We start from the raw sequence: 23,479 nt of genomic DNA, 5'->3' as shown, positions 1-23,479 counted from the left end.
CGGGGGCAAAACCCCTCGTCTGGGTGACGCATGGGTGCCGTTCATGCATGAGACTCGAGTCACAGCATGAACGGACACCCGGGCGACAGCGCCGGTACGTCCAGACGCTGTTCAACCCACACCAGAGAGAAGGTTGATCATGACAACAGTCGAATCCGCAGATACCGCAACGGTTCCCGACGAGGTAGCGCGGCAGATCGTTCTCGCAGAGGGACACAGCGACAACGCAAAAGTGTACGAGGCCTACCGGTGGCTGCGCGAGAACCGGCCGCTCGCACAGGCACGAGTGGAGGGGTACGACCCGCTCTGGCTCGTCAGCAAGCACGCCGATCTGATGGAAATCGAGCGACAGCCACACATTTTCAGCGCGGGCGGCGGCGAGAACAAGGGCTCACACAACCCCATTCTCGCCAACCAAGCGGGGGACGAGTTCACAAAGAAGCTCACCGGCGGAAGTCTCCGCATCCTGGACGCGCTGCCGTACCTCGATCCCCCGGAGCACACCACCATCAAGGACGTCGCATTCGACTGGTTTCGCCCGGCCAACCTCAAGAAGTGGGAAGACCGCATTCGCGAGACGGCGAAGGAGTCCGTCGCTCGGCTCGTGTCCGGGAACCAAGACCTCGACGCTGTGCAAGAATTCGCGGTGTTCTTCCCACTTCGCGTCATCATGTCGCTGTTCGGTGTCCCCGTCGAGGATGAACCGCGCATGATGGCGCTGACGCAGGAACTCTTCGGGGTCGCCGACCCGGATGCGACACGCGAGGACATCGAGAGCCTGTCCCCCGACGCCGCGGCACAGCAGTGGGCTGCTGCGATTTCGGACTTCTACGCCTACTTCGATGTTCTCGTCGAAAGCAGGCGGGCTGAACCGCGAGATGATCTGGCCACTCTCATCGCGGTCGCGAGGGATGCGGACGGCGAGTACTTCCCCAAGACCTTCGCCTATGGGTGGTTCGTGGCCATCGCTACCGCTGGGCACGACACCACGGCAAGCACTCTCGCGGGATGCCTGCAGCAATTGGCGGCGCGTCCCGACATTCTCGAGCGAGTTCAGGGTGACCTCAGTTTGGTTCCGCACCTGGTGAACGAGGCTCTGCGCATCGTGTCGCCGGTGAAGCAGTTCACCCGTATCGCTCTCACCGACTATGAACTCCGCGGACACACGATCAAAGCCGGCGACCGCCTGATGTTGCTGTTCCAGTCCGGCAACCGAGATGCCGAAGTATTCGAAGACCCAGATACCTTCGACATCGATCGACGTCCGAACAAGCAGATCGCATTCGGTTACGGTCCGCACATGTGCATCGGGCAGCATCTCGCCAAGCTCGAGATGAAGGTCATGCTCGAAGAGTTGCTGCCCAACCTCCGACGCGTAGAGGTGACCGGTGAGCCCAAAATGATCCAGACGAACTTCGTCGGTGGTCTCCGGCATCTGCCTGTCCACCTCACGTTCGCCTGACCCGGGTGGTGTGCCGAGGCGTAGACAGCTTCGGCGTACCACCTTCGAGCGAGAAAGCACCACCAGCACATGACGAAAGTTACCTACCACCTGCCGGACGGGACGACGGAAGAGGTCGCAGTCGAATCCGGAGAAACGATCATGAACGCGTCGCTCCGCAACAACCTTCCAGGCATAGTCGCCGAATGTGCCGGAAGTTGCGCCTGCGCGACGTGCCACGTCCATCTCCCGAAGGAGTACACCCATCTCTTCGCCGAACCTACCGACGAGGAGACGGATCTGATCGCATATCTGGACGCCGCAGACGAGGACTCCCGGCTGTCCTGCCAGCTCGTCGTCGGCAACACCGACAACGAGATCCACGTTCGAGTCGCAGACAGCAGGTGACGTGATGTCGACGCAGATGCGCGGGACCACCGCGATGAATGTAAGGCACGGCTTCTATCTCGTCGCTCGCGAACGATTCCTGGCGCGCGCCGATTCGAGACAACCAACATCGGCGGCACCGGACATCTCGGCGACCGGCGCCGTGCGACGCTAGCCGAACGCAACGAGGCCCCTATGTCGAGCAACGCTCGACATAGGGGCCTCGTGCGTTCGATCCTCCTGCTACACCACCCGCCGGGCCTTCATGCCCTCGAAGACCGGCGCTATCCGAACGACGTCACCGGTGGTCGGCGCGTGCACCATCTGACCGTTTCCCAGGTAGATCGCCACATGGCCAGGCCCTCCCGAGCCCCAGTTGCCGAAGAGTAGATCCCCCGGTCTCGCTTCGGACAGCGGGAGTTCGACACCGACATTCCACTGGGTTTCCGACGTGCGCGGGAGGGCGAGGCCGGCGGTCGCGTCGTATACGGCATAAGACGTCAGACCGGAACAGTCGAATCCTCCAGAAGACGGACCCTTTACGCTGCCGCCACCCCACACGTACGGCAAACCAAGATAGCGTATCGCTGCTTGAACAATTCGACTGCCTACGCCCTCTGAATCCCCCTGCAAGAGTGTCAGAACGGACTCGAACCGCTCCTCCGAAGCACGGATCTTTGCGACGTAGGGCTTGGTCTGGTTCTCGTAGTCGTCGGTCCCCCACGGCACTCCCCCGAATCGACGAACCGCTCCGATACCGGCGTTGTATCCCGCGAGAGTCAGGTCGAGCGTATCGCCAGATACGAGACCCTCAGTCTTCCATTGGTTGATCTGGCTGTACATGTCGCACAACAGGTGTCCGGAGGCCATCACCGAATCGGCGACCCCGAGAATGTCCGCCTTCCCGTCGCCGTCGGCATCCTTGCCGTACCTCGCCCAGGTTGCCGGCATGAACTGTCCGGGTCCTCGTGCACCCACTGGCGACACCGGCGACGTGACACCATACCGAAAGCCGTTCTCGACGGAATAGAGCGCTGCGAGAACGGGCGCAGTCACTCCGTCGCAGATCGCACCAGCCTTGGTGAGCCAGGGAACGAACACAGCGATGGAGCCGATCGATTCGGAAGAGAGTGTGGCACCGTCCGTTACGCCATCGTCGACTTCTCGGGAGGATTCCCGCGCAGCGCTGTCGACAGTAGCTGGCCGCACTGCAGACCACGGCACGTCGGACTCGTCGGTGATCTCTGGCAGCGGCTGGTCGGCGTCGGCATCGGGAGGACCACCGATCGCCGGTGGCGGCGCGGGCAGAAACGGCGACACTGCGTTCTGTGCTGCCTCAGCAGCCGCGTCGACCGCCTCCCGGGCGGGTTCGCGAGCAGGTTCAGGAAGCAACTGAATGTAATCGTCGACTGTTACGTCGACTGTCGGCGCCTGATTCGACAGCACCTGAATCTGCTGAATGGCGAAATCTTCTGTGGCATCGGGCATATCGGCGCCCTGAACGATACTGCCCAGCGCCGCAGCGACACCCACGATGATCGCTGAAGGATCCACGGTCACTGACTTCCTCCTGAAAGGTGATCTCCATCGACTTGATCTTCGAATGTGACTCAAGTCTCTCGCGCCTCGACTGACCGAAGCGTCACACCAAGGAGAGTTTTCAATACTGCGTCGGGGGCATCGAAATGCCCGGCTCACAAACCTGCGACGCTGCGACGCCATCCACTGGACGAGCCTTAGCGCTGCGGCGGGACGTGTCACACCAGGACAGGCGATCGATGCTGCGCTCGTGCGCCGTAGTCCCAAGGGGGGTGAAAGGGGGGAGATTGGAGCGAACTTGTCGCGTACCCCTATTCCTGGACCTTGTGACCTACCTAACATCGCACCTACGCAAGTAATGCCCACCCTCGGGCGAATCCTGAATTGAGGAGCAATCGTGCAGATCAGCGCCGCCGTAGTTCACGAAGTCGCGGGCGACTTCGCCATCGAGACCGTGTCCCTGAGCGATCCCGCAGAGCACGAAGTCCTCGTCGAGATCGCGGGCGTCGGTCTCTGCCACACCGACCTGGCCGTCAAGGAGGGCCATCTCCCGTTCCCCCTCCCGGGCGTCGTGGGCCACGAAGGCAGCGGCACGGTCGTGAGGGTCGGACCGGGGGTCACCAAGGTCGCCGAAGGCGACAAGGTCGCGATCAGCTTCAACAGTTGCGGCAAGTGTGCCCACTGCGGCAAGGGTGAGCCCGCCTACTGCCACAGTTTCATGGCATTCAACTTCGGCGGTGTGCGCCCGGACGGCAGTTCGGCACTCACCGCGGGCGACGCCTCGCTCGGCGGCAACTTTTTCGGTCAGTCGTCCCTTGCGACACATGCCATCGCTCATGAGCGCAATGTCGTGAAGGTCGCGGATGACGCTCCTCTCGAACTCGTCGGTCCGCTCGGCTGTGGAATCCAGACCGGCGCAGGCGCGGTGTTGAATTCTCTCGACGTCACTCCGGGATCGTCACTGGTCATCGTCGGGGCAGGTTCGGTCGGCCTGGCAGCCGTGCTCGCTGCCGTGGTCCGCGAGGTCGGTGCGATCATCGTCGTCGAACCTCACAAGTCGCGGCGCGACCTCGCGCTCTCTCTCGGCGCGACGCACGTAGTCGATCCCGCGTACGGCGCCCTCTCCGAGCAGATCCGGGCGATCGTGCCCGACGGTGTCGACTACGCCATCGACACGACGGCCCTCCTTCCCGTGCTGGACCAGATTCTGCAGGCACTGGGTGTCCGAGGCTCCCTCGGCCTCATCGGGGTCCCCGCCGACCCGACCGCCACACTCCCGATCGGCATGATGTCGACGCAGCTGTTCGGTCACACGATCCGCGGGATCGTCGAGGGGGATGCCGACCCCGACACGTTCATTCCGTACCTTCTCGATCTCCATCGTCAGGGCAAGTTCCCCTTCGACAAGTTGATTACGACGATGCCGTTCTCTCAGATCAATGAGGCTGTGGCCGTACAGCATCGAGGCGAGGCTGTGAAGGTCGTCCTCGTTCACGAATGATGGCCAACACCCCTTGCCCTTCGGATGTCCGAAAACAGTGAGAAAGGCCGCTCGATGTCAGCAGATCTGAAAGTCCGCCCGCCGCGGGCGAGCGCGGCCAGAAAGGCCGCCAAGGTCGCGCCGACGGCCGTCGGCGCGTTCTACGCGACGTCGATGGAAACGTTCCGCTGCATGTTCAAGCGGCCCTTCCACGCGCGTGAATTCGTACAGCAGGCGTGGTTCATCGCTGGTGTGTCGATCATGCCGGCGTTGCTCATGGCGATTCCCTTTTGCATGATGTTCGTTTACCAGATCAATATTCTGTTGGCCGAAATCGGTGCTGTGGATCTCGCCGGCGCCGGTGCCGGCGTCGCGATCATCCGTGAAATCGGCCCAGTGGTTACCGTTCTCGTGGTGGCTGGTGCCGGTTCGACCGCCATCTGCGCCGATCTGGGTTCGCGGACCATTCGCGAAGAGATCGACGCGATGAAGGTGTTGGGGATCGATCCCATTCAAAGACTCTGTGTGCCGAGGGTGCTGGCTTCGACTCTCATCGCAATGTTCCTCAACGGACTCGTCTCGGCAGTCGGCTTGGTGGGTGGCTACTTTGCGACGGTCTACATGCAGGGTGCGTCGCCGGGGCAGTACGTCACGTCCATCTCGATCCTCACGGGACTGCCCGATTTCCTCGTCAGTGAAGTGAAGGCGGCGGTGTTCGGCATGCTTGCCGGTCTCGTCGCCTGCCATCTGGGGCTCAACGCGAAAGGTGGGCCCAAGGGAGTGGGGGACGCGGTAAATCAGACGGTGGTGTTCAGCTTCCTGCTGCTCTTCCTCGCAAACTCGGTCATCACCACGCTTGCGCTGCACTGACAGCGCTCAACACGTCGCCGCACAGGCGGCTGTCAACGGGAGAATACTGTGTCGAAAGTTACTCGGGCCGCGGGCGCGAGACCGCAAGTTGCCGGGCTCGCGCTCCGCACGGTCGGTGCACCGGTTGGTCATCTGGAGGAGATGGGCAGACAGCTCCACTTCTACAGTCACGCCGTCACCTCGATACCGCACACGGTTCGGCGCTACCGGAAGGAAACGATCCGGCTGCTCGCCGAGGTCAGCATGGGTACCGGCGCCCTTGCGGTGATCGGGGGAACCCTTGTGGTCATCTCGCTTCTCACCACCGCGGTCGGATACGAGGTCGGCCAGCAGGGAGCGACGTCGATGGGCCGCATCGGAATCGGTGCGCTGTCCGGATTCATCTCGGCATTCTTCAATACCCGGGAGGCGATTCCCGTCATTGCAGGCATCGCGCTGACCGCGACGGTCGGTGCGGGTTTCACCGCGCAACTCGGTGCGATGCGGGTGAGCGAGGAGATCGACGCCATGGAGACCATGTCGATCCCGTCGCTCCCCTACCTCGTGACCACTCGCGTCACCGCCGGGGTCATCGCGGTGATTCCGCTGTACTGCGTAGCGTTGTTCGTAGGATATGTCGCCACGCAACTGGTCACCGAGTATCTCGGTGGAGCAAGCGGAACGTACCAGCACTATTTCAACGTCTTCCTCGTGCCGAGCGACGTCGCTTGGTCAATGGTGAAGGTTCTCGCGATGTCGGTGGTGGTGATGTGTGTGCACTGCTACCACGGCTACAACGCCAAGGGCGGGCCGGCGGGAGTCGGTGTCGCGGTCGGACGCGCGGTGCGCACGTCCCTGATCGCGATCATGGTCATCGACCTTCTCGTCGGAATTGCCGTCTACGGCGGTTCCGCCGGTGCCGTGAAAGTGTCGGGCTGACATGGGTGGCCATATCGAAGAGCGGAGCCGCCTCGTCTACGCGCTCCTGGGTATGTGTCTGATCGTGTTGATGGCGATCGCGACCGCAGTGTCCGTGGGCATCTACCGCGGATCGTTCTCCTCGACCGTGCCGGTCACGCTGTACTCCGCGCGGTCAGGGCTGATGCTCGAACCCGGCTCGGACATCAAGATGCGCGATGTCGTCGTCGGCCGGGTGTCGAAGGTACAACTCGTCGACGACCAGGCCGAGATCACAATGCACATCGACGAGAGCCGAACCTCGGCGATCCCGGAGAACATCACAGCCGTGATCGATCCGACCACTTTGTTCGGACGCAAGTTCGTCACGCTCGTGCAGCCGGAACATCCTTCGAGTTCAACCCTTTCGGCTGGATCTGTCGTTCAGGGGACCGCTGTGGCCACCGAGGTGAACGACCTCCTCGATTCGCTGGTGACGGTGCTGCGGACTGTGGAACCGCAAAAGGTCAACGCAACGTTGAGTGCGCTGTCCACCTCGTTGCAGGGCCGCGGCGACCAACTCGGTGACATGATGGTCGAGCTCGACACCTACCTGTCCGAGTTCAACGGCAGCCTCCCCACATTGCAGCGCGACGTGGTCAAGGGCGCGGAGGTCTCCGACATCCTCGCCGACGCCGCTCCGGAACTCCTTCGAACCGTCGACCACGCGAGCACCACCAGTGACACGGTGACCGAACGCGAACAGCAGTTGAGTGCCTTCCTGCTCAGCTTCAGCGGCTTCGGCAACAGCGGGCGAAGCTTCTTCGAGGCGTCCGGTGACCCGCTGAAGAAGTCCCTCGATGCGCTCGAACCGACGACGGCACTGCTCGCCCAGCACGCGCCGATGTATCCGTGCTTCCTGGCGAGTATAGATCAGACCAACAGATACCTCGAGCGCACCGTCGGCGGTAGCGATCAGGCGGGGCTGAACATCCTCGGCACTCTGCTGATGGGTGATCCGCCGTACGCATACCCGGAGAACGCGCCGAAGAACGGTGCGGACGGCCCGCCGCGGTGTTACGACCCCGGGCAGGCACCCGGACATACCGACTTCGACGACGGCAGCCATGCCTACCAGCCGACACGCGGTGTCGAAGATCTGATCGGTAATCCATTTGCGCAGTTCATGTTCGGAGGCGCACGCTGATGACGAAGGCACCGGGAATCAAGTTACTGATCTTCGTTCTGGTCACGTCGTTGACCGGATTCGGGGTGGCGACGGTGGTGGGCAACATGCGCTTCGGCAGCACGCACACCTATCAGGCCGTCTTCGCGAACGCGTCCGGGCTGGGCAACGGCGAGGACGTCAAGGTCGGCGGTGTGCCGATGGGCAAGGTGAAGGAAGTGGAGTTGGCCGCAGACGGCACGGCAGTGGTCTCGTTCTCCCTCTCCACCGAACGCCCGCTGTCGGCGGGGACCACCGCGAAAATCAAATACAAGAACCTGATCGGTGACCGCTACGTAGAGTTGTCGAATGGCCCCGGCGCCATCGGAGCGCTCGACGGCCCGATTCCGCTCGAACAGACCACGCCGGCGCTGGACCTCGACCAGGTGGTCAACGGCTTCCGACCTCTGCTTCAAGGTCTCGACCCGGATCAGACAAATCAACTCTCCGCCTCGCTGATCGAGGTACTCAACGGCCAGGAAGCAAGTATCGGGCGTCTGGTGAGTCAGATCGGGACTCTCGCTAACACACTGGCGGACCGGGATCAAGCGATCGGCCAGGTGGTGAACAACTTCAACGCCGTCGTCGGGACCGTGAACAACCGCGGTGACCAGTTCTCGGCGCTGATCGACCAGCTTCAACGACTGGTCGCCGGCCTCGACGGTGACCGTGACCTGATTACCAACTCGCTGGTGAGCATCGACCGTGTCACGGACAGCCTCGCAGGAGTGCTCGAGCAGAATCGGCCCGCGATTGCGCAGGACGTCGTTGCGCTGGGCGATCTCGCGGGCAACCTCAATGCGAACACCGACACTCTCAACATGGTGCTGTCCACCCTGCCCGAGAACTACCGCCTCATCGGCCGCGTCGCAGGTTACGGAAGCTTTGTGAACTTCTTCGTCTGTGGCCTCGCTATCAAGTACGCGCCCGGGCCCGGTGGATACACACCGATGTTCAAGGCTCCCGCAGAAAGGTGCCAGTGATGGCCCAGAAGTCATTCCTCGAACGCGATGCGTTCCGCATCGGCCTCATTGGAACAGCGATCCTGATCGGCGTCATGTTCCTCGCGCTTAACTTCAACTCCATTCCCGGTATCAACAGGGCGGCGACCTACCATGCCGAGTTCGCCGATGCCAGCGGCCTTGCAGTCGGTGACACGACTCAGATTGCCGGCGTGAAAGTCGGCGAAGTCAAAAAGCTGTCGATTGCCGATGGAAAAGTCGACGTGGAATTCGACGTGGACAGCGGTGCGGTCGGGCTCGGCGAAGACACCACAGCAGCGATCAAGGTCGAAACCGCTCTCGGGCGGCGATACGTGGAAATTTCTCCGGGACGTCACGGTGAACTCGCCGAGGACGCGACCATCCCGCTGGCACAAACCAGCTCCGGATACGACATCACCCGTGCGCTCGAGGAAGTCACCAACAAGGTCTCCGATACCGACACCGCCAACCTCTCCGGCGCGCTCGAGCAGGTCTCCTCGGTCGAGGACGAGCTTCCGCCCGATCTGCGGTCATCCCTCGACGGTCTGTCCCGGCTGTCGAACACGGTGGCGAGCCGGGACGAGGAACTGCGTCAGTTGCTCTCGGGTGCGGCCGACGTGTCCGAAATCCTCGCGGACCGCGACGTTCAGGTCGCGTCCCTGTTCGGCCAGGGGCAATCGCTCTTCGCCGCGCTGAACAGCCGCGCGGACACCATCCATCGCGTTCTCGTGCAGTCACGTCAGGTGGCCGATGCACTCACCGGGCTCTCCCGCGACAACTCGGCAACACTCGGACCCACTCTCGAACAGTTGAAGACTCTGGTGGCCACATTGAACAGCAATTACGACAACATCAACGCATCGCTGACCGGCCTCGAACGGTTCGCGAAGCAGGTCGGCGAGGCGGTGGGCAGCGGGCCGTTCTTCGGGGTGCTGCTCCACAACATCGTGCCGGCCAATCTCTCCGGGCAGCTTCCGGGAAGTTTCGGGGGGCCGCGCTGATGGCATCGGTACGGGAAATGGCACGGGCACTTCCGGCGAGACTGCTCGCCGTGGTGATCGCGGTCGCCCTCGTCGGGTTGCTGACCGCCGCGTGGATCGAAAATCACTCCGTCAACCACGTCACGGCGTACTTCCGGAACACCACCGGCATGTACGTCGGAGACCGGGTGATGATTCTCGGTGTCGAGGTCGGCCGCATCACGACGATCGAGCCGGACGGCGAGCGGGTCCGGGTAGAATTCGATTACGACAACGAGTACGACGTTCCCGCCGACACGAAGGCCGCGGTCGTGGCCCCGACACTGGTGACCGGCCGTTATATTCAGCTGGCACCGGCGTATTCGGGTGGGCCGACCCTGGCGGACGGTGACGAGATTCCCCTGGATCGAACCGCCGTTCCGGTGGAGTTCGACGAGATCAAGAAGCAGGTGGTCAAGCTCGCCGAGGACGCCGGCCGCACTCCGGAGCACCCGGACGGTTCGCTCAACCGTTTTGTGAGCAGCACCGCCCGGACACTGGACGGGACGGGTTCGGCGCTGCATGATTCGCTCACCCACCTCTCGGACGCCGCCACCACCTTGAACGCGAGCGGTGAGGATTTGTTCGGCACTGTCGAGAACCTGCAGAAGTTCACGACCGCGCTCGCTGCCAGCGACCAGCAGATCCGGGCGTTCAGCGGCGAACTCGCGAACGTGTCGGGGCTGCTCAACGCCAACCGGACCGAACTCGACGCGATGTTGAGCAGCATGTTGACCACATTCCAGGAAGTTACGCAGTTCATCGAGGACAACCGTGGGGCGTTGGTCGAGAACGTCGGGCAGCTCGAGGACATCACCCGGTTGCTCGTCGACCGCCAGGACACCCTGATGTCGATCCTGCACGCCGGACCGACAGCGCTGTCCGACTTCTACAACATCTACGATCCCGACTCGAACTCGCTGACCGGTGCGCTCGCTGTGCCCGAGATGCCGGACCCGCGCTCGCTGATCTGCGCACTGCTGACCACGGTCGACGCTCCGGCAAATGAATGCGCTACGGCTGCAGGCGCATTCGCGGCGCCGCTGGCCACCGCCGTCGCCCGGCAGGTGGTACCGGCACCGGGCGCCACTCCCGCTGCGCCGGGGACCGCGCCGGGCGCCCCGGCACCGGGCGATCCGGTTGCCTCGATCACCCAGAGTCTGCAGAACCTCATTCTCCCGGAGGGACCACGATGACGAACACCATTCGGAGGTCGGCGCTCACAGCGACCATGCTCGTCGGTGTCGTGGCGGCGGCGGCGGGGTGCCGATTCGACGGAATCAATTCGATCGGGCTGCCCGGCAATGCGGTCGGAGGTGACACACACCAGGTGACAGTCGAATTGGTGGACATCCAGAATCTGGTCGGAAACTCACCGGTCAAGGCCGGCAACGTCATCGTCGGAAATATCAGCCACATCACCGGCGACAACTGGGGAGCCAAACTGACACTCGAGCTCGACCCGGAAGCGGAGATCCCCGCGAATGTCGGTGCCAAGCTCGCGCAAACCAGTGTGCTCGGCTCCCAGTACCTCGAGCTGACCGTGCCGCCCGGTGTGGATGCAGTCGGTACACTCGCCGACGGGGACGTGATCCCCCTCGACCGAACCAGTCAGTACCCCTCGACCGAGGAGGTGCTCTCGGCGCTCGCTCTCGTCCTCAACGGCAGTGGGCTACAGCAGATTCGCACCGTGACATCTGAGCTCAACCGCGTTCTCGGTGGCCGCGAGGAATCGCTGCGCAGCCTGTTCGGCAACCTCGAAGAGTTCGTCGGCGGTGTCGACCAACAGCGCGACGACATCGTCCGGGCCATCGACGGCCTCGATCGCCTCGGCGCGGAATTAGCCAGTCAGAATCAGACGATCGACCGTGGGATCACCTCGATCCAGCCCGCTCTGCAGATCCTCGACGAACAGCAGAAGCAACTCACCACGATGCTGGGCGATGTGGGACGGTTCGGCGAGGTCGCCACCGACGTGCTCGAGAGCAGCCGCGAGGACCTCGACGCTAATCTGAGGTCGCTGCAGCCGGTGCTCTCTCAACTCGCCGCGGCCGGAGATCACCTCCCGGAAGCACTCAAGATCGCCGGAACTATTCCGTTCCCTGTCACGACGACTCAGCGCGCCGTCAGGGGGGACTACATGAACCTGTTCCTCACCCTCGATGTCAGCGCCGAAACGGTCGGCGGCAAGGTTCTCGGCAGCATTCCCCTCGACGAGTTGGCGGGACTGAACCCAGCCCGTCAAGCGGTGAATCCTCTGTTGGCGCCCGCCGGTGCAACAACATCCGACGGACCCGCAGCGTCCGCACCGCAGAACGGAGCACCGCGCTGATGAGAACAAAACTCGTTCGCTTCCAACTCATCGTGTTCACGGTCGTGGCGGTTCTCGCCGTCGGCAACGCCGCGGTCAACTACCTTGGCCTGAAGAGGGTCACCGGAATCGGGATGTACACGGTAACAGCGGAGTTCGACCGCGCCGGAGGACTTTATGTGAACTCCTTGGTGACCTATCGAGGCGTCGACGTCGGCGTCGTGAAGTCGATCGACCTGGGTCCCGATCGGGCGGCCGCAGAATTGCAGCTCGATTCAGATTTCGCGATCCCGAGTAACAGCCAGGCATTCGTCCGCAGTGTCTCCGCCATCGGCGAGCAGTACCTGGACATGATCCCAGCGTCGTCCGACGGCCCCTTCCTCGCCGACGGTGATGTGATCTCGAAGGAGAACACCGAAATACCGGTGCCCGCCTCCGAGGTCGTCGACAAGGTGAACGTGCTCCTCTCCGAGCTGCCGAAGGACGATCTGCGCGTCACCGTCGACGAGGCCTACACCGCCTTGAACGGGACGGGGCCAGCTCTGTCGCGGCTCATCGACTCCTCGCGTCCCCTGATCGAGCTCGCGCAGGCCAAGATCGGTACTACGACCACCCTGCTCGATGACGCCGAACCTGTCCTCGACGCAGGTGTCGACTCACGCGCCGACATCGCGAGCTTCTCCCGCGATCTGTCCTCGTTCTCCGAGCAGTTGGTGATGAGTGACGCCCAGGTTCGCGGGGTACTCGACCATGGATCGCAGTTCTTCGACACCGTCAGCGGCACACTCGACGACGTACGCCCGACCGTTCCGCTGCTGCTGGCGAACCTGCAGACGGTCGGCGAGGTCGCCCGGGTGAACATCCCCGGGATCGAGCAGATTCTGGTGATCTACCCGGCGGTGTCCGCCTCGATCAACTACATGCACCGCGGAGTCCAGGGCGAGGACCGCGTCTACGGTCAGGGCCCCCTCGACGTCAAACTCGGCAACTCCGCGAACCCGCTGCCCTGCACCGAGGGCTACCAGGAAACGCAACGCCGCGACCCCAGCGATGTCAGCTCCGCCCCGGCACCGGAAAATTCCTACTGCAAACTGCCGCAGGCCGACCCCCGCGTCGCCCGAGGGGCGCGCAACATCCCCTGCGCGACCAATCCTGCGGTGCGAACCGCGGAAATCGCGAATTGCCCCGGTGGTCTGCCGTCCACCTGGCCGGAAATGCTCGCCCGGCCCGGCCAACCATACATCCCGCCGACGACGGACACCGGCGCACCGAACACAGGCCCGATCTCGACCCCGTCGCCCCCTGACGCCATCGCCCCCGGGACCGCCACGCCGGCCTCGTGGACGACCCCGCAAGGCTTCACCGACAGCGACGGCTCAGTCAGCGTCCCCTATGACCCGGTCACCGGAAACTTCCGGGCACCGAACGGTGATCTCTACTCGATCGCCAGCGTTTCTGCACCACACTCGAAGGAGGAATCAACATGGCAGGCACTTCTGCTCCGGTAGAGGTCGAGACCCACCTCGACCACACCGACGTTGACCACGACAGGGACGACGTCCCGGCGACGACACACGACTCCGAGGAGCGGGTACCGACGCGCAGATTCCTCATCGGACTGGCCGCAACGCTGGTGATCGCGATCGCCGCCGCGGTCGGCGGCGGCATCTCGTGGACGAACCTACGCGCCGAACAAGCCGCACAGTCCCGCGATGAGCAGGTCCTCGAAACGGCCCGGCAGGTGGTGGTCAACCTTGTGACGCTGCGACATCAAAGCGTGGACGAAGACATCCAGCGCGTCGCGGACGGCACCACCGGACCTTTCCGGGACCAGTTCACCAGCGCATCGGGAAGTTTCGGTGACGTGTTGAATCAGGGCCAAGTCGAGTCGACCGGCGAGGTGAAGGAAGCCGGGCTCGTCGAGGCCGACAACGACCATGCCGTGGTCCTCGCTGCCGTGACCTCCACGGTGAAGAACACCGAGGCACCCGACGGCGAGATCCGCGTCTACCGCATGAAGGTCTCCCTCGATTCGGTGGACGGCAACTGGCTCGTCTCAGATGTGGAGTTCGTAGCATGAGAAACACACTCGCCCGAATCCCCGAGGCAGTCGCATCCTGGACCTTCGCACGCCGGCGCGCCACCCGTTACCTCGCAGTCCTTCTCGCCGGCGCACTGGTCGCGGTCGCCGTCGCTACGGCTCTCCAGGTACACGATCACCGCCAGGTGAACACCGCGGAGACCCAGGCGCGCGAACGCGGAACGCAACTGATCGCCGACGTGCTGTCGTACGACTTCAACACCATCGACGCGCACTTCGCCGACGTACTTCCCAATCTCGGTGGCGATCTCCGCGGCCAGTTCGACAGTGTCGGCAAAGAAGTCATCATCCCCTCGGCGAAAGAACGCCAAGTCGTCACCTCGGCGACCGTCGTCGAATCGTCCATCGTCTCCGCGTCCGAGGACGCAGTGACGCTGCTGTTCTTCGTCAACCAGTCGACCACCAGCACCGACAGCGCCGCACCGAAGTTGGACGGAAGTCGCGTACGGGTCGGGATGACCGAGCAGGAGGGAACGTGGGTCATGACGGAAATGACCCCGGTCTGACCACATCCCGAAACACGGGGATCAGTCGCTTTTTTCGTAATCGTAGGAGGTAGTCGTGGGAGTCGAGGTATCCGTCGAGGGACTGACCAAGTCGTTCGGCTCGCAGAGGATCTGGCAGGACGTCACATTGACCCTTCCGACGGGTGAGGTCAGCGCGTTGCTGGGCCCGTCGGGAACCGGTAAGTCGGTGTTCCTGAAATCGCTGATCGGTCTACTCCGCCCGGAGCAAGGCTCGATCGTGATCGACGGCACCAACATTCTCGAATGCTCCAGCAAGGAACTCTACGAGATCCGCAAACTGTTCGGCGTGCTCTTCCAGGACGGCGCCCTGTTCGGGTCGATGAACCTCTACGACAACGTCGCGTTCCCTCTGCGTGAACACACCAAGAAATCCGAGTCCGACGTCCGCAAGGTCGTGATGGAAAAGATGGAACTCGTCGGCCTGCTCGGGGCCGAGGACAAACTGCCCGGCGAGATCTCCGGCGGTATGCGCAAGCGTGCGGGCCTGGCCCGGGCCCTGGTACTCGACCCACAGATCATCCTCGTCGACGAGCCGGACTCCGGCCTGGATCCGGTGCGCACCACCTACATTTCGCAGACGTTGATCGACATCAACGCCGAGATCGACGCGACGATCCTGATCGTCTCGCACAACATCAACCTCGCCCGCACCGTCCCGGACAACATCGGCATGCTCTTCCGCCGAGAATTGGTGATGTTCGGCCCCCGAGAGGTCCTGCTCACCAGCGACCAGCCGGTGGTCAAGCAGTTCCTCAACGGCACCATGATCGGTCCGATCGGGATGTCGGAGGAAAAGGACGAGGCGACCATGGCCGCCGAACAGGCGATGGTCGACGCCGGACACCACGCCGGTGGTGTCGACGACGTCGAGGGCATCGTCCCGCAGATGAAGGCAACCCCGGGAATGCCGTTCCGCCAGGCCGTGGCCCGCCGCCAGGAACGCGTCCGGCACATCATGCACACCCTCCCCGAAAGCGCCCAGATCGCCATCCAGGAAAGCTTCGAGGAGAGCGTCGGCTCTTACGACGACACCGAAGAGTTTTCGCTTTACGAGGAACCCCTCGAATCCGTGTGATCCACCGTTCGAAAGTACGACTCAGCAAAAGAAGCACCCTGAACAGATCGACGAGAGGAAACCCGTCATGACGACGAATAACAACGCCTTCTTCATCGGAGGCGAATGGCACGCGCCCACCTCGAGTGGCGTGATCACGGTCATTTCACCCAACGACGAGCAGGTGGTGGGCCACGCCCCCGACGGCGCCGAACCGGACATGGACGCCGCCGTCGACGCCGCCCGCCGCGCATTCGACGATCCGACCGGGTGGTCACAGTGGGAGCCGGCACGGCGAGCTCAGGCGCTGGGACGCCTGGCTGATGCGCTCGACAAGCGCGCACCCGACATGGTCCAGGCGGTCAGTTCGCAGAACGGCATGCCCGTCGCCGTGGCAGAGAAGCTGGAGGCGGTCTTCCCGCAGATTCTGCTCCGCTATTACGCCGGCCTGATCGAGAACGACAGCTTCGAGGAGACCCGGCCGGGCCTGCTCGGCGGATCGACTCTCGTGACCAAGACGCCGATCGGCGTCGTTGGCGCCATCGTCCCGTGGAACTTCCCGCAGGCGCTCGCCGCGTTCAAATACGCTCCGGCTCTCGCCGCCGGGTGCACGATCGTCATCAAGCCGTCCCCCGAGACGGTTCTCGACAGCTACGTTCTCGCGGAGGCGATCGAAGAGGCAGACCTGCCGGCGGGCGTGATCAACATCGTGCCCGGAGGCCGCGAACTGGGCGCGTATCTGGTCTCGCACCCCGGCATCGACAAGGTGGCGTTCACCGGGTCGTCGGCGGCCGGTCGCAATATCGCCGAGGCCTGCGGTCGACTGCTCCGGCCGGTCACGCTCGAACTCGGTGGGAAGTCGGCGGCGATCATTCTCGACGACGCGAACCTGGATCTCGCCACGGTCGGTGAACAGCTGTTCGGCGCAACCATGCTGAACAACGGGCAGGTCTGCTACCTCGGCACCCGCATCCTGGCACCGCAGTCGCGCTACCAGGAAGTGGTCGACACGTTCAGCGCTCTCGCCGGGTCGCTGACCGTAGGAAGTTCCCTCGACCCCGCCACGATGATCGGACCGATGGCGAGCGCCCGGCAGCGCGACCGTGTGGAGTCATACATCGCGAAGGGCAAGGGCGACGGCGCCCGCATCACGGTCGGTGGTGGACGCCCCGCCGACCTCGACAAGGGATGGTTCGTCGAACCGACGATCTTCGCGGACGTCGACAACAACTACACCATTGCTCAGGAAGAGATCTTCGGCCCGGTGCTGTCGATCATTTCGTATCGCGACGACGAGGACGCCGTCCGCATCGCCAACGACAGCGACTTCGGACTCGGCGGCACCGTATTCACCGCCGATCACGACCACGGAGTCGCCATCGCCCGACGCATCCAGACGGGAACGATCGGCATCAACGGCTACCTCCCTGACCCGACAGCGCCCTTCGGTGGCGTCAAGGCCAGCGGACTCGGCCGCGAACTGGGTCCGGAAGCGTTGTCGGCCTATCTTGTGCCGAAGTCGATCTACCTGTAAGGGCGAGTGCGACGCTCGGGGCGCATCCGCACCCACAGGCCGCTCATCCCTCCGGGGTGTTTCCCTCACCCCGGAGGATGAGAAGGCGTCCGATTCACACCTTTAATCCCTTCCTGGTCGGTATTATGGTTCGACCAATTCCTCCCGGGCCTGTCCGAAGTCGAGGAGAGGCACCCGAAAAGTAAGGATCCGCGCATGGATGTCATGGAACACGCGGGAGCCACTCTCCCCGAGGACCGCTACAGTGCGAATACCCTCGAGGCGTTCCGATCGAACGGGTACTGGCGCGACGAAAGCCTGGCCGAACATGTCGACCGCTGGGCCACGATCGATCCTGACTTCGTCGCCGTCACCGACGGCTACGGAGCGCTTACCCGCGGTGAGCTTCGGGCGCAGGCATACCGTCTCGCCGCCTCGTTGAAGAAGCTGGGAGTCGAGCGGGGCGACCGCGTTCAGGTCCAGTTGCCGAACTGGAACGAATTCGTCGTCATCTACGTGGCGCTCGCCAGGATCGGTGCCGTACTGGTACCGACGATGCCGGTCTACCGGCACGACGAGGTCCGGTATGTATTGGAACACTCCGGCGCCAAGATCTCCTTCGTGACAGAGGAATTCCGGAAGTTTCGCTACACCGACATGCTGGCCGAGGTTCGCACGGAGGTGCCTGGCCTCGAGCATGTCATCGTTGTGCGTGGGGCAGTGGGCGACGACGAGATTGCGTTCGAATCGCTGACCGCCGGCGACCATGTGCCAGGCGACGACGAACTCGGACCGCCACCGTCGGCCGATGCGACCCACGCCATCATCTACACATCAGGAACCGAGTCACGGCCGAAGGGCTGTCAGCACACGTTCAACACGCTCTCCTTCACCGTCTACGGGCTCGGTGGTGAGGTGATGAACCTGAACCCCTCTGACGTGATGTTCATGCCCTCACCCATCACGCATGCCACCGGACTCGCCGTGGGTGTTGCGGCACCGCTGATCCTCGGCAGCGGGATCCACCTCCTCGACGTATGGGAGCCCAACGAGGGCCTCCGGCGTATCGCGGAGTTCAAGACGACGATCAGCATGGCCGCGACACCGTTCCTTCAAATGGCTCTCGGAGCCATCGAGGCGGGTGCCGACCACGACGTCAGCTCGATGCGCATGTGGGTCAGTGCCGGCGCTCCGATTCCGGAAACGCTGCTGCGGGCATGGAAAAAAGCACTTCCCGAATGCCTCTTACTCCCCGTATACGGCAGCAGCGAAGGACTGCTGGTGACCGCAGTGCGCGCGGACGACCCCGTCGAAAAGGTGCTCTCCTCCGACGGCCGTGCCTTCGACGGGGTTCAGCTCGAGATCCGCGACGAGGACGGCACCGTCGTGCCGGCTGGCGCGGAAGGCCAGATGTTCTACGGAGGGCCGGGAATCTTCCTCGGCTACTGGCGCGATCCCGAACGCACGGCAGCGATGGTCGACGACCGAGGCTTCCTCTCCTCAGGAGATCTGGGGCGGGTCGACGCGGAGGGCTACCTGCGGGTCACGGGACGGATCAAGGACCTGATCATTCGCGGCGGCATGAATATCTCAGCGCGTGAGGTGGAAGAACACCTCCTGGCACATCCGGCGATAACGGGCGCGGCCGCGGTATCCATGCCGGATCCGCGCCTCGGCGAGAAGGTGTGCGCCTTCATCGAGGTGAACGGTCCCGCGCCGACCTTGGAGGAGCTGGCCGATTTCCTGCGGAACGAGCGCAAAGCCATGGCGCAGAAAATCCCCGAGAAGGTTGTGGTCGTCGATCAACTCCCCACCACCGCGACCGGGAAGATCCAGAAATTCCTCCTCCGCAAGCAAGCGATTGAAGCGGTCACTGACCAATAGCCGACTCCGTGATCGATGTCAATCACCCATCACCCGGCGTTGATTCGATCTCGCCATCCCCGAGGCCGTCATCGCACTTCGATGATGGCCTCGGCGCGTTTGTCCACACCGGCCCGGCCGAAACCACCCACGAAGGTCAGTTGAGCCCAGTTCGAGAGCATTGAAGTGTGGATGGAGCCGCATCTCGTCAGTGAGTGTGGCAACTACCAGGTCACCGTCAGCGTGCAGGCCACCATCGATAACCGTTCCGCACCGGTGAACTGGCGATTGTTCGTACCCGAAAGTTGGACGAGTCGGGCACCGAGGTACCAAACACGGTCGATACGGTCTCCGACCGTTGACGTCGGCCCGCGGTCCCCGACCCGGGACAGCACCGCGCAAAGCGGCGAATGGCTCGAGTCACCCGATCGCCGTTTACGGAAGAGATAGATCTCGAGCTCGAATATGTTGCTGTGCACTCGATTTGTACACACTGGAGTGAATCGCCTCGTCGGCACTATCAGTGGGAGCTCCGTAGGTCGAGAATTGCCTCCCAATCGAGGGATAACTCCCCCACCGGGGTGACGCATGCGTGAGGTCCATGCGTGAGACTCGAGTCACAGCACGAGTAGACACCGGGTGACCGTGCCTGCACACCTCGATCTGCTCCGCGAACACCGAAAGGAAGGTTGATCATGACAACGGTCGATTCCGCCTATACCCCGACGATTCCCGATGACATGGCCGACGAGACGGATGCGATCTCGTACCTGGACGCCGCGAGCGGCGACTCCAGCCTGTCCCGCCAAATCCGTATTCGCGTCGCAGAGCAGGGAAAGTGATGACAACCCAAGTGCGCGGAAACACCGCGATGAATGTCCGGCCCGCCTTCTATCTCGTCATCGGGATCGCGGCAGTCTTCCTGACGTGGCCGTTCGGCCTCGACTGGATCAGCGACGGCGGCAACATCCTCAATCCGATCGAGTTCTTCGGTGACGGTATCGAACCGGGCGGCACAGCGGCCTTCCTGACCATCGACATGTTGATCGCATGGGTGGTTTTCATCGTCTGGGTGCTCACGGACACCGTGCGGATCGGAATGGGCAGAAAGTGGGGCGTGATCTTCGTCCTACTGTCCTACATCGGTGTCTCGATGGCCTTCCCGCTCTATCTCATTGCTCGCGAACGATTCCTGGCGCGCGCCGACTCTGAACGACCGGCAACGGCAGCAGTGAACAGCCGCAAGTCCGAAGCCGTGTGAGACTCGTAACGGACACCACCACGCCACCATGGTCACCTCCGCCCGCCTGTTCTTCATGATCGGAAGCGGCTCGCGGCGGGTGTTCCCGACCGCCGTTGGCCGCTGCTTCCGGGATTGCGTCACTGTCGATGCGTCGTGTCACATCATCGACGGTGACGACGTAGTTGATGCCCTATTCGTCACCACGAACTCGAAGAACGCGGCAGTGTCGCCGTAGCCGGGATACCGGTCCGAACTGCATTCGCGTAAGCTTCGATCTTGTACTGCGACACATGAATGCAATTGGACCAGTGAAACCGTGCAGCTGCCCGAATGGCATCGGACAACGCACTCAACTCGCACTCCCAGAACCACCCCGCCATCACATTCCAGCCGAAGCCCACTCCCCTTCATGCGATATCGGATCGAGGGCAGCACAGCGGCCGTCGGCGGAAATGGTCGGATATGAGCAACTACCCCCAGGGTTGGATCGACAACCCCCAACGTGGTGATGCACACGAGACCACTGGCGGCGAGACTTAGATCACCAGAAGCTGCGCTCGCGCCGTTTCGACGAACCCATGGCGCCGTTCGGCAAAATCAAACAGAGCAGCATGCGCTGTGAAATAGGATCCGGAGGAGCCACATGCTTTCCCCTGTCTTATATGACGATTCATCCACCCTCTACCAACCCCTAGGTCATGACGGTACATGCGATGACGACAAATGTGATGACGATACCCAGCGTTGAAATGGATGAGTTCAGTGCCGACCTGGTAGTCCGCGACCGCAGCACGCCCTCAGAGGGGGTAGTACTGCTGGACCTTGCACATCCAGAAAAGGATGTACTGCCACGGTGGGAACCCGGAGCACATATCGACCTACTCCTAGCCGATGGGCTGACGCGCCAGTATTCGTTATGCGGCGACCCTGCCGATCTAGAGATGTGGCGAGTCGGCATCCTTCTCGATCCCAATACTCGGGGCGGATCGCGGTTAGTTCATGAGCAGCTCCACAGAGGAGCAACCGTAAGAGTACGCGGCCCTCGCAACAATTTTTCACTTGTCGAGTCTTCCCGCTACCGTTTTATTGCCGGCGGTATCGGTATCACCCCGATAGTGGCGATGATCGAGGCGGCCGAGCAAGCAGGTCACGATTGGACCCTCCTGTACGGCGGGCGGACACGAGCATCGATGGCCTTTGCAGCCGACCTCACCGCGCGTTACGGCGATCGGGTCACTGTCTGGCCACAGGATGAACGAGGTCTGCTCGACCTCGAGAACCTCTTGAAGCAGCCCGAGGACGACACGCTCCTCTACTGCTGTGGCTCCGAGCCACTGCTGGCCGCCGTGGAGCAGCACAGTGCCCACTGGCCGACCGGACGTCTTCATATCGAGCGGTTCGCCGCGAAGACGCTTACGGACGCCCCATCCGATGACGAAGCGGCGGAGCTCGAGGTGGTGTGCCAGCGTTCCGGGATCACAGTGGAAGTGGCGCCTGGAAGCTCAATCCTGGACACCCTCGAGGACGCTGGCGCTCCCATTATCGCCAGTTGCCGCGAGGGTGTCTGCGGCACATGCGAAGTGCGGGTACTGGAGGGAACACCAGATCATCGTGATTCGGTGCTCTCCGACGCTGAACAGGCTGCCGGAGAAGTAATGATGGTGTGCGTATCACGTGCCCGCACGAATCGACTGGTGCTGGACCTATAGGCAATGAAAGTGTCGGCATCACCACTTCGTACATACGGAAGGCCCACTCAGCCCGCCATTCCAGCGCCGGCTCGAGTAGGTTTCGCGCATGTCGGAGATGCCCGTCAGCCGGGCCATACAACGGAATCATGGAAATGCACAGCAATGAGAGAAGGAAAGCCATGAAAGTTCGAGATATCGACATCGACTTTTCGACGGCCGCAGTTTTCTGGACGCCGAAGACACCGGAGTTTGCCCAGTTCTGGAACGCCACCTCGAGCTATCTGCCGTACCTCGAGCCTTTCCTGAACCGTGTCGTCCGTGAGGGCATGGGCAAGCTCTCCGACGGCGATGCGGAGTTCCTTGCGGATTGCCGGATCTTCATTGCCCAGGAGGGGCAACACTACCGTAACCACGAGAAATTCAACGTTATGTTGAGGGAATCGGGTTACCCACAGCTAGACGACCGCGAAGCGGTCATGAAAGGCAACTACGAAGAGTACCTGAAAGACAGAGGCCTCAAGTTCTGTCTCGGGTACGCCGAAGGCTTTGAGACGCTGGGCCCAATCTTGGCTTGCTATTTCTTGGAAAGCGCACGCGAGTTGCTGGATCCCGAGGTCGATGATCCCACGGCAGATCTGTGGCGATGGCATCTTGCCGAGGAATACGAGCACCGTCACGTCTGCAACCACCTGTTCCACCGGCTGTATCCCGGGTACTGGTATCGCCTCTACGGCATCTTCTATTCGGGACGGCACATGTTTTCGTACATGATCCGGACCACGTTGTACCTGTTGCGTGAAGATTATGAGGCGGGGCGTATCCGCGACCCGTGGCGAAGTCGCCTGCGGTTGCTAGGTGTTGGTGGTCGCATGCTGGCCTACGTTCTTCCACGCTTGATCAAATCCATGCATCCGTCTTACGACCCGATGGATATCCCACCGCCTGAGCGGTCGATGGAGGTTCTCGAGAAGGCGGAAAAGCTATGGGCCCGGAAGCGTCCATAGCGACTCGGTCACACCGACCTTTTCCGCAATACACGGTCGCGTCCATGAGGATCGTGCATGGGCAGGATCGGGACGTCGCCGGCGTGTCGTAGCCGAACCTAGACGGTCATCGCCGTAATTTTTGGCTCACGCTACCAACTCGACTCGTGCGTTAGAGCACGCGATGACCACCGCCACGGACTCGTCCTGCACCAGTTCCTCAGCGATGCTCGGGTTCGATACGCCGGGCGAGGAACCGGTGTAGGCGGTGGCGAGCAAGGCCCGCGTCACCGCCATACGAACGGTCTCCAGCAGGGCCCTGTGGTACTTCGTGCGCGCGCAGCTGGATCAGCCAACTCACTTCTGCAGTAGG

24 protein-coding genes are annotated in these 23,479 nt (G+C 62.7%); 22 read left to right on the top strand and 2 right to left on the bottom strand.

What is annotated here, in order from left to right; all coding sequences use genetic code 11:
- The first annotated feature begins 139 nt into the window (after positions 1–139).
- Positions 140–1,462 (top strand): cytochrome P450, encoded by a 1,323-nt coding sequence (locus tag JQT59_RS10370; protein WP_213576059.1) that lies wholly within the window; start codon positions 140–142, stop codon positions 1,460–1,462.
- 69 nt (positions 1,463–1,531) lie between these two features.
- Positions 1,532–1,849, top strand: a complete 318-nt coding sequence (locus JQT59_RS10365; protein WP_213576058.1) for a 2Fe-2S iron-sulfur cluster-binding protein — start codon at positions 1,532–1,534, stop codon at positions 1,847–1,849.
- 222 nt (positions 1,850–2,071) lie between these two features.
- Here JQT59_RS10365 and JQT59_RS10360 read toward each other — a convergent pair whose 3' ends face one another.
- The gene (locus JQT59_RS10360) at positions 2,072–3,388 is read right to left on the bottom strand and encodes a C40 family peptidase (RefSeq protein WP_213576057.1); all 1,317 of its coding nucleotides are present in this window, start codon (positions 3,386–3,388) and stop codon (positions 2,072–2,074) included.
- Positions 3,389–3,764: 376 nt separating this feature from the next.
- Between JQT59_RS10360 and JQT59_RS10355 the strand changes: the two genes are divergently transcribed.
- The 20 genes from JQT59_RS10355 (at position 3,765) to JQT59_RS10260 (ending at position 23,127) form a co-directional block, all read left to right on the top strand.
- Entirely contained in the window at positions 3,765–4,868 is a 1,104-nt protein-coding gene (locus JQT59_RS10355; RefSeq protein ID WP_213576056.1) for an NAD(P)-dependent alcohol dehydrogenase, read from the top strand.
- A 54-nt stretch (positions 4,869–4,922) separates the two neighbouring features.
- On the top strand, positions 4,923–5,717 hold the full coding sequence (locus JQT59_RS10350) for an MlaE family ABC transporter permease (RefSeq protein WP_213576055.1): 795 nt from the start codon (positions 4,923–4,925) through the stop codon (positions 5,715–5,717).
- Between the two features lie 141 nt (positions 5,718–5,858).
- Positions 5,859–6,635 (top strand): MlaE family ABC transporter permease, encoded by a 777-nt coding sequence (locus JQT59_RS10345; protein ID WP_213576054.1) that lies wholly within the window; start codon positions 5,859–5,861, stop codon positions 6,633–6,635.
- A 1-nt stretch (position 6,636) separates the two neighbouring features.
- The gene (locus JQT59_RS10340; protein ID WP_213576053.1) at positions 6,637–7,800 is read left to right on the top strand and encodes an MCE family protein; all 1,164 of its coding nucleotides are present in this window, start codon (positions 6,637–6,639) and stop codon (positions 7,798–7,800) included.
- Complete coding sequence (locus tag JQT59_RS10335; protein WP_213576052.1) at positions 7,800–8,801, top strand: MCE family protein; 1,002 nt, start codon at positions 7,800–7,802, stop codon at positions 8,799–8,801. Before JQT59_RS10340 ends, JQT59_RS10335 begins: the two co-directional genes overlap by 1 nt.
- Positions 8,801–9,802 (top strand): MCE family protein, encoded by a 1,002-nt coding sequence (locus JQT59_RS10330; protein ID WP_213576051.1) that lies wholly within the window; start codon positions 8,801–8,803, stop codon positions 9,800–9,802. Before JQT59_RS10335 ends, JQT59_RS10330 begins: the two co-directional genes overlap by 1 nt.
- The gene (locus JQT59_RS10325) at positions 9,802–11,016 is read left to right on the top strand and encodes an MCE family protein (protein ID WP_213576050.1); all 1,215 of its coding nucleotides are present in this window, start codon (positions 9,802–9,804) and stop codon (positions 11,014–11,016) included. Before JQT59_RS10330 ends, JQT59_RS10325 begins: the two co-directional genes overlap by 1 nt.
- The gene (locus JQT59_RS10320) at positions 11,013–12,152 is read left to right on the top strand and encodes an MCE family protein (protein ID WP_213576049.1); all 1,140 of its coding nucleotides are present in this window, start codon (positions 11,013–11,015) and stop codon (positions 12,150–12,152) included. The genes JQT59_RS10325 and JQT59_RS10320 overlap by 4 nt, the downstream gene beginning before the upstream one ends.
- Positions 12,152–13,639 (top strand): MCE family protein, encoded by a 1,488-nt coding sequence (locus JQT59_RS10315; RefSeq protein WP_213576048.1) that lies wholly within the window; start codon positions 12,152–12,154, stop codon positions 13,637–13,639. Before JQT59_RS10320 ends, JQT59_RS10315 begins: the two co-directional genes overlap by 1 nt.
- Positions 13,615–14,211, top strand: coding sequence for an Rv1363c family protein (locus JQT59_RS10310; protein WP_213576047.1), 597 nt, complete (start codon positions 13,615–13,617; stop codon positions 14,209–14,211). The genes JQT59_RS10315 and JQT59_RS10310 overlap by 25 nt, the downstream gene beginning before the upstream one ends.
- Entirely contained in the window at positions 14,208–14,738 is a 531-nt protein-coding gene (locus JQT59_RS10305; protein WP_213576046.1) for an Rv1363c family protein, read from the top strand. Before JQT59_RS10310 ends, JQT59_RS10305 begins: the two co-directional genes overlap by 4 nt.
- A gap of 55 nt (positions 14,739–14,793) precedes the next feature.
- The gene (locus JQT59_RS10300; protein WP_213576045.1) at positions 14,794–15,834 is read left to right on the top strand and encodes an ABC transporter ATP-binding protein; all 1,041 of its coding nucleotides are present in this window, start codon (positions 14,794–14,796) and stop codon (positions 15,832–15,834) included.
- A 67-nt stretch (positions 15,835–15,901) separates the two neighbouring features.
- Positions 15,902–17,347, top strand: a complete 1,446-nt coding sequence (locus JQT59_RS10295; protein WP_213576044.1) for an aldehyde dehydrogenase — start codon at positions 15,902–15,904, stop codon at positions 17,345–17,347.
- Positions 17,348–17,542: 195 nt separating this feature from the next.
- Positions 17,543–19,210 (top strand): AMP-binding protein, encoded by a 1,668-nt coding sequence (locus tag JQT59_RS10290; RefSeq protein ID WP_213576043.1) that lies wholly within the window; start codon positions 17,543–17,545, stop codon positions 19,208–19,210.
- A gap of 171 nt (positions 19,211–19,381) precedes the next feature.
- Positions 19,382–19,639: a transposase gene (locus JQT59_RS38345; protein WP_213576042.1), complete on the top strand. Its 258-nt coding sequence runs from the start codon at positions 19,382–19,384 to the stop codon at positions 19,637–19,639.
- 245 nt (positions 19,640–19,884) lie between these two features.
- The gene (locus JQT59_RS10280; RefSeq protein ID WP_213576041.1) at positions 19,885–20,031 is read left to right on the top strand and encodes a hypothetical protein; all 147 of its coding nucleotides are present in this window, start codon (positions 19,885–19,887) and stop codon (positions 20,029–20,031) included.
- Positions 20,031–20,450, top strand: coding sequence for a DUF2834 domain-containing protein (locus JQT59_RS10275; RefSeq protein ID WP_213576040.1), 420 nt, complete (start codon positions 20,031–20,033; stop codon positions 20,448–20,450). Before JQT59_RS10280 ends, JQT59_RS10275 begins: the two co-directional genes overlap by 1 nt.
- A gap of 28 nt (positions 20,451–20,478) precedes the next feature.
- Positions 20,479–20,667: a hypothetical protein gene (locus JQT59_RS10270; protein WP_213576039.1), complete on the top strand. Its 189-nt coding sequence runs from the start codon at positions 20,479–20,481 to the stop codon at positions 20,665–20,667.
- 463 nt (positions 20,668–21,130) lie between these two features.
- Entirely contained in the window at positions 21,131–22,141 is a 1,011-nt protein-coding gene (locus JQT59_RS10265) for a PDR/VanB family oxidoreductase (protein ID WP_502939811.1), read from the top strand.
- Positions 22,142–22,269: 128 nt separating this feature from the next.
- The gene (locus JQT59_RS10260) at positions 22,270–23,127 is read left to right on the top strand and encodes a metal-dependent hydrolase (protein WP_249354333.1); all 858 of its coding nucleotides are present in this window, start codon (positions 22,270–22,272) and stop codon (positions 23,125–23,127) included.
- Between the two features lie 126 nt (positions 23,128–23,253).
- Here JQT59_RS10260 and JQT59_RS10255 read toward each other — a convergent pair whose 3' ends face one another.
- Positions 23,254–23,403, bottom strand: a complete 150-nt coding sequence (locus tag JQT59_RS10255; RefSeq protein ID WP_213576038.1) for a hypothetical protein — start codon at positions 23,401–23,403, stop codon at positions 23,254–23,256.
- Positions 23,404–23,479 lie beyond the last annotated feature (76 nt).

This window comes from Rhodococcus sp. USK13 (assembly GCF_018343855.1).
Taxonomy (GTDB): domain Bacteria; phylum Actinomycetota; class Actinomycetes; order Mycobacteriales; family Mycobacteriaceae; genus Rhodococcus_F; species Rhodococcus_F oxybenzonivorans.
The sequence above is the reverse complement of the archived record's forward strand: the minus strand, read 5'-3'. Positions and strand labels throughout refer to the sequence as shown.

What these genes read in the sequence shown, in the direction of transcription:
- JQT59_RS10295 (WP_213576044.1), top strand. Translation starts at nt 15,902, where the DNA reads ATGACGACGAATAACAACGCCTTCTTCATCGGAGGCGAATGGCACGCG.
- JQT59_RS10305 (WP_213576046.1), top strand. Translation starts at nt 14,208, where the DNA reads ATGAGAAACACACTCGCCCGAATCCCCGAGGCAGTCGCATCCTGGACC.
- JQT59_RS10290 (WP_213576043.1), top strand. Translation starts at nt 17,543, where the DNA reads ATGGATGTCATGGAACACGCGGGAGCCACTCTCCCCGAGGACCGCTAC.
- JQT59_RS10325 (WP_213576050.1), top strand. Translation starts at nt 9,802, where the DNA reads ATGGCATCGGTACGGGAAATGGCACGGGCACTTCCGGCGAGACTGCTC.
- JQT59_RS10370 (WP_213576059.1), top strand. Translation starts at nt 140, where the DNA reads ATGACAACAGTCGAATCCGCAGATACCGCAACGGTTCCCGACGAGGTA.
- JQT59_RS10330 (WP_213576051.1), top strand. Translation starts at nt 8,801, where the DNA reads ATGGCCCAGAAGTCATTCCTCGAACGCGATGCGTTCCGCATCGGCCTC.
- JQT59_RS10320 (WP_213576049.1), top strand. Translation starts at nt 11,013, where the DNA reads ATGACGAACACCATTCGGAGGTCGGCGCTCACAGCGACCATGCTCGTC.
- JQT59_RS10365 (WP_213576058.1), top strand. Translation starts at nt 1,532, where the DNA reads ATGACGAAAGTTACCTACCACCTGCCGGACGGGACGACGGAAGAGGTC.
- JQT59_RS10255 (WP_213576038.1), bottom strand. Translation starts at nt 23,403, where the DNA reads ATGGCGGTGACGCGGGCCTTGCTCGCCACCGCCTACACCGGTTCCTCG.
- JQT59_RS10260 (WP_249354333.1), top strand. Translation starts at nt 22,270, where the DNA reads ATGGAAATGCACAGCAATGAGAGAAGGAAAGCCATGAAAGTTCGAGAT.
- JQT59_RS10265 (WP_502939811.1), top strand. Translation starts at nt 21,131, where the DNA reads ATGACGGTACATGCGATGACGACAAATGTGATGACGATACCCAGCGTT.
- JQT59_RS10280 (WP_213576041.1), top strand. Translation starts at nt 19,885, where the DNA reads ATGACAACGGTCGATTCCGCCTATACCCCGACGATTCCCGATGACATG.
- JQT59_RS10315 (WP_213576048.1), top strand. Translation starts at nt 12,152, where the DNA reads ATGAGAACAAAACTCGTTCGCTTCCAACTCATCGTGTTCACGGTCGTG.
- JQT59_RS10310 (WP_213576047.1), top strand. Translation starts at nt 13,615, where the DNA reads ATGGCAGGCACTTCTGCTCCGGTAGAGGTCGAGACCCACCTCGACCAC.
- JQT59_RS10350 (WP_213576055.1), top strand. Translation starts at nt 4,923, where the DNA reads ATGTCAGCAGATCTGAAAGTCCGCCCGCCGCGGGCGAGCGCGGCCAGA.
- JQT59_RS10335 (WP_213576052.1), top strand. Translation starts at nt 7,800, where the DNA reads ATGACGAAGGCACCGGGAATCAAGTTACTGATCTTCGTTCTGGTCACG.
- JQT59_RS10345 (WP_213576054.1), top strand. Translation starts at nt 5,859, where the DNA reads ATGGGCAGACAGCTCCACTTCTACAGTCACGCCGTCACCTCGATACCG.
- JQT59_RS38345 (WP_213576042.1), top strand. Translation starts at nt 19,382, where the DNA reads ATGGAGCCGCATCTCGTCAGTGAGTGTGGCAACTACCAGGTCACCGTC.
- JQT59_RS10275 (WP_213576040.1), top strand. Translation starts at nt 20,031, where the DNA reads ATGACAACCCAAGTGCGCGGAAACACCGCGATGAATGTCCGGCCCGCC.
- JQT59_RS10340 (WP_213576053.1), top strand. Translation starts at nt 6,637, where the DNA reads ATGGGTGGCCATATCGAAGAGCGGAGCCGCCTCGTCTACGCGCTCCTG.
- JQT59_RS10270 (WP_213576039.1), top strand. Translation starts at nt 20,479, where the DNA reads ATGGTCACCTCCGCCCGCCTGTTCTTCATGATCGGAAGCGGCTCGCGG.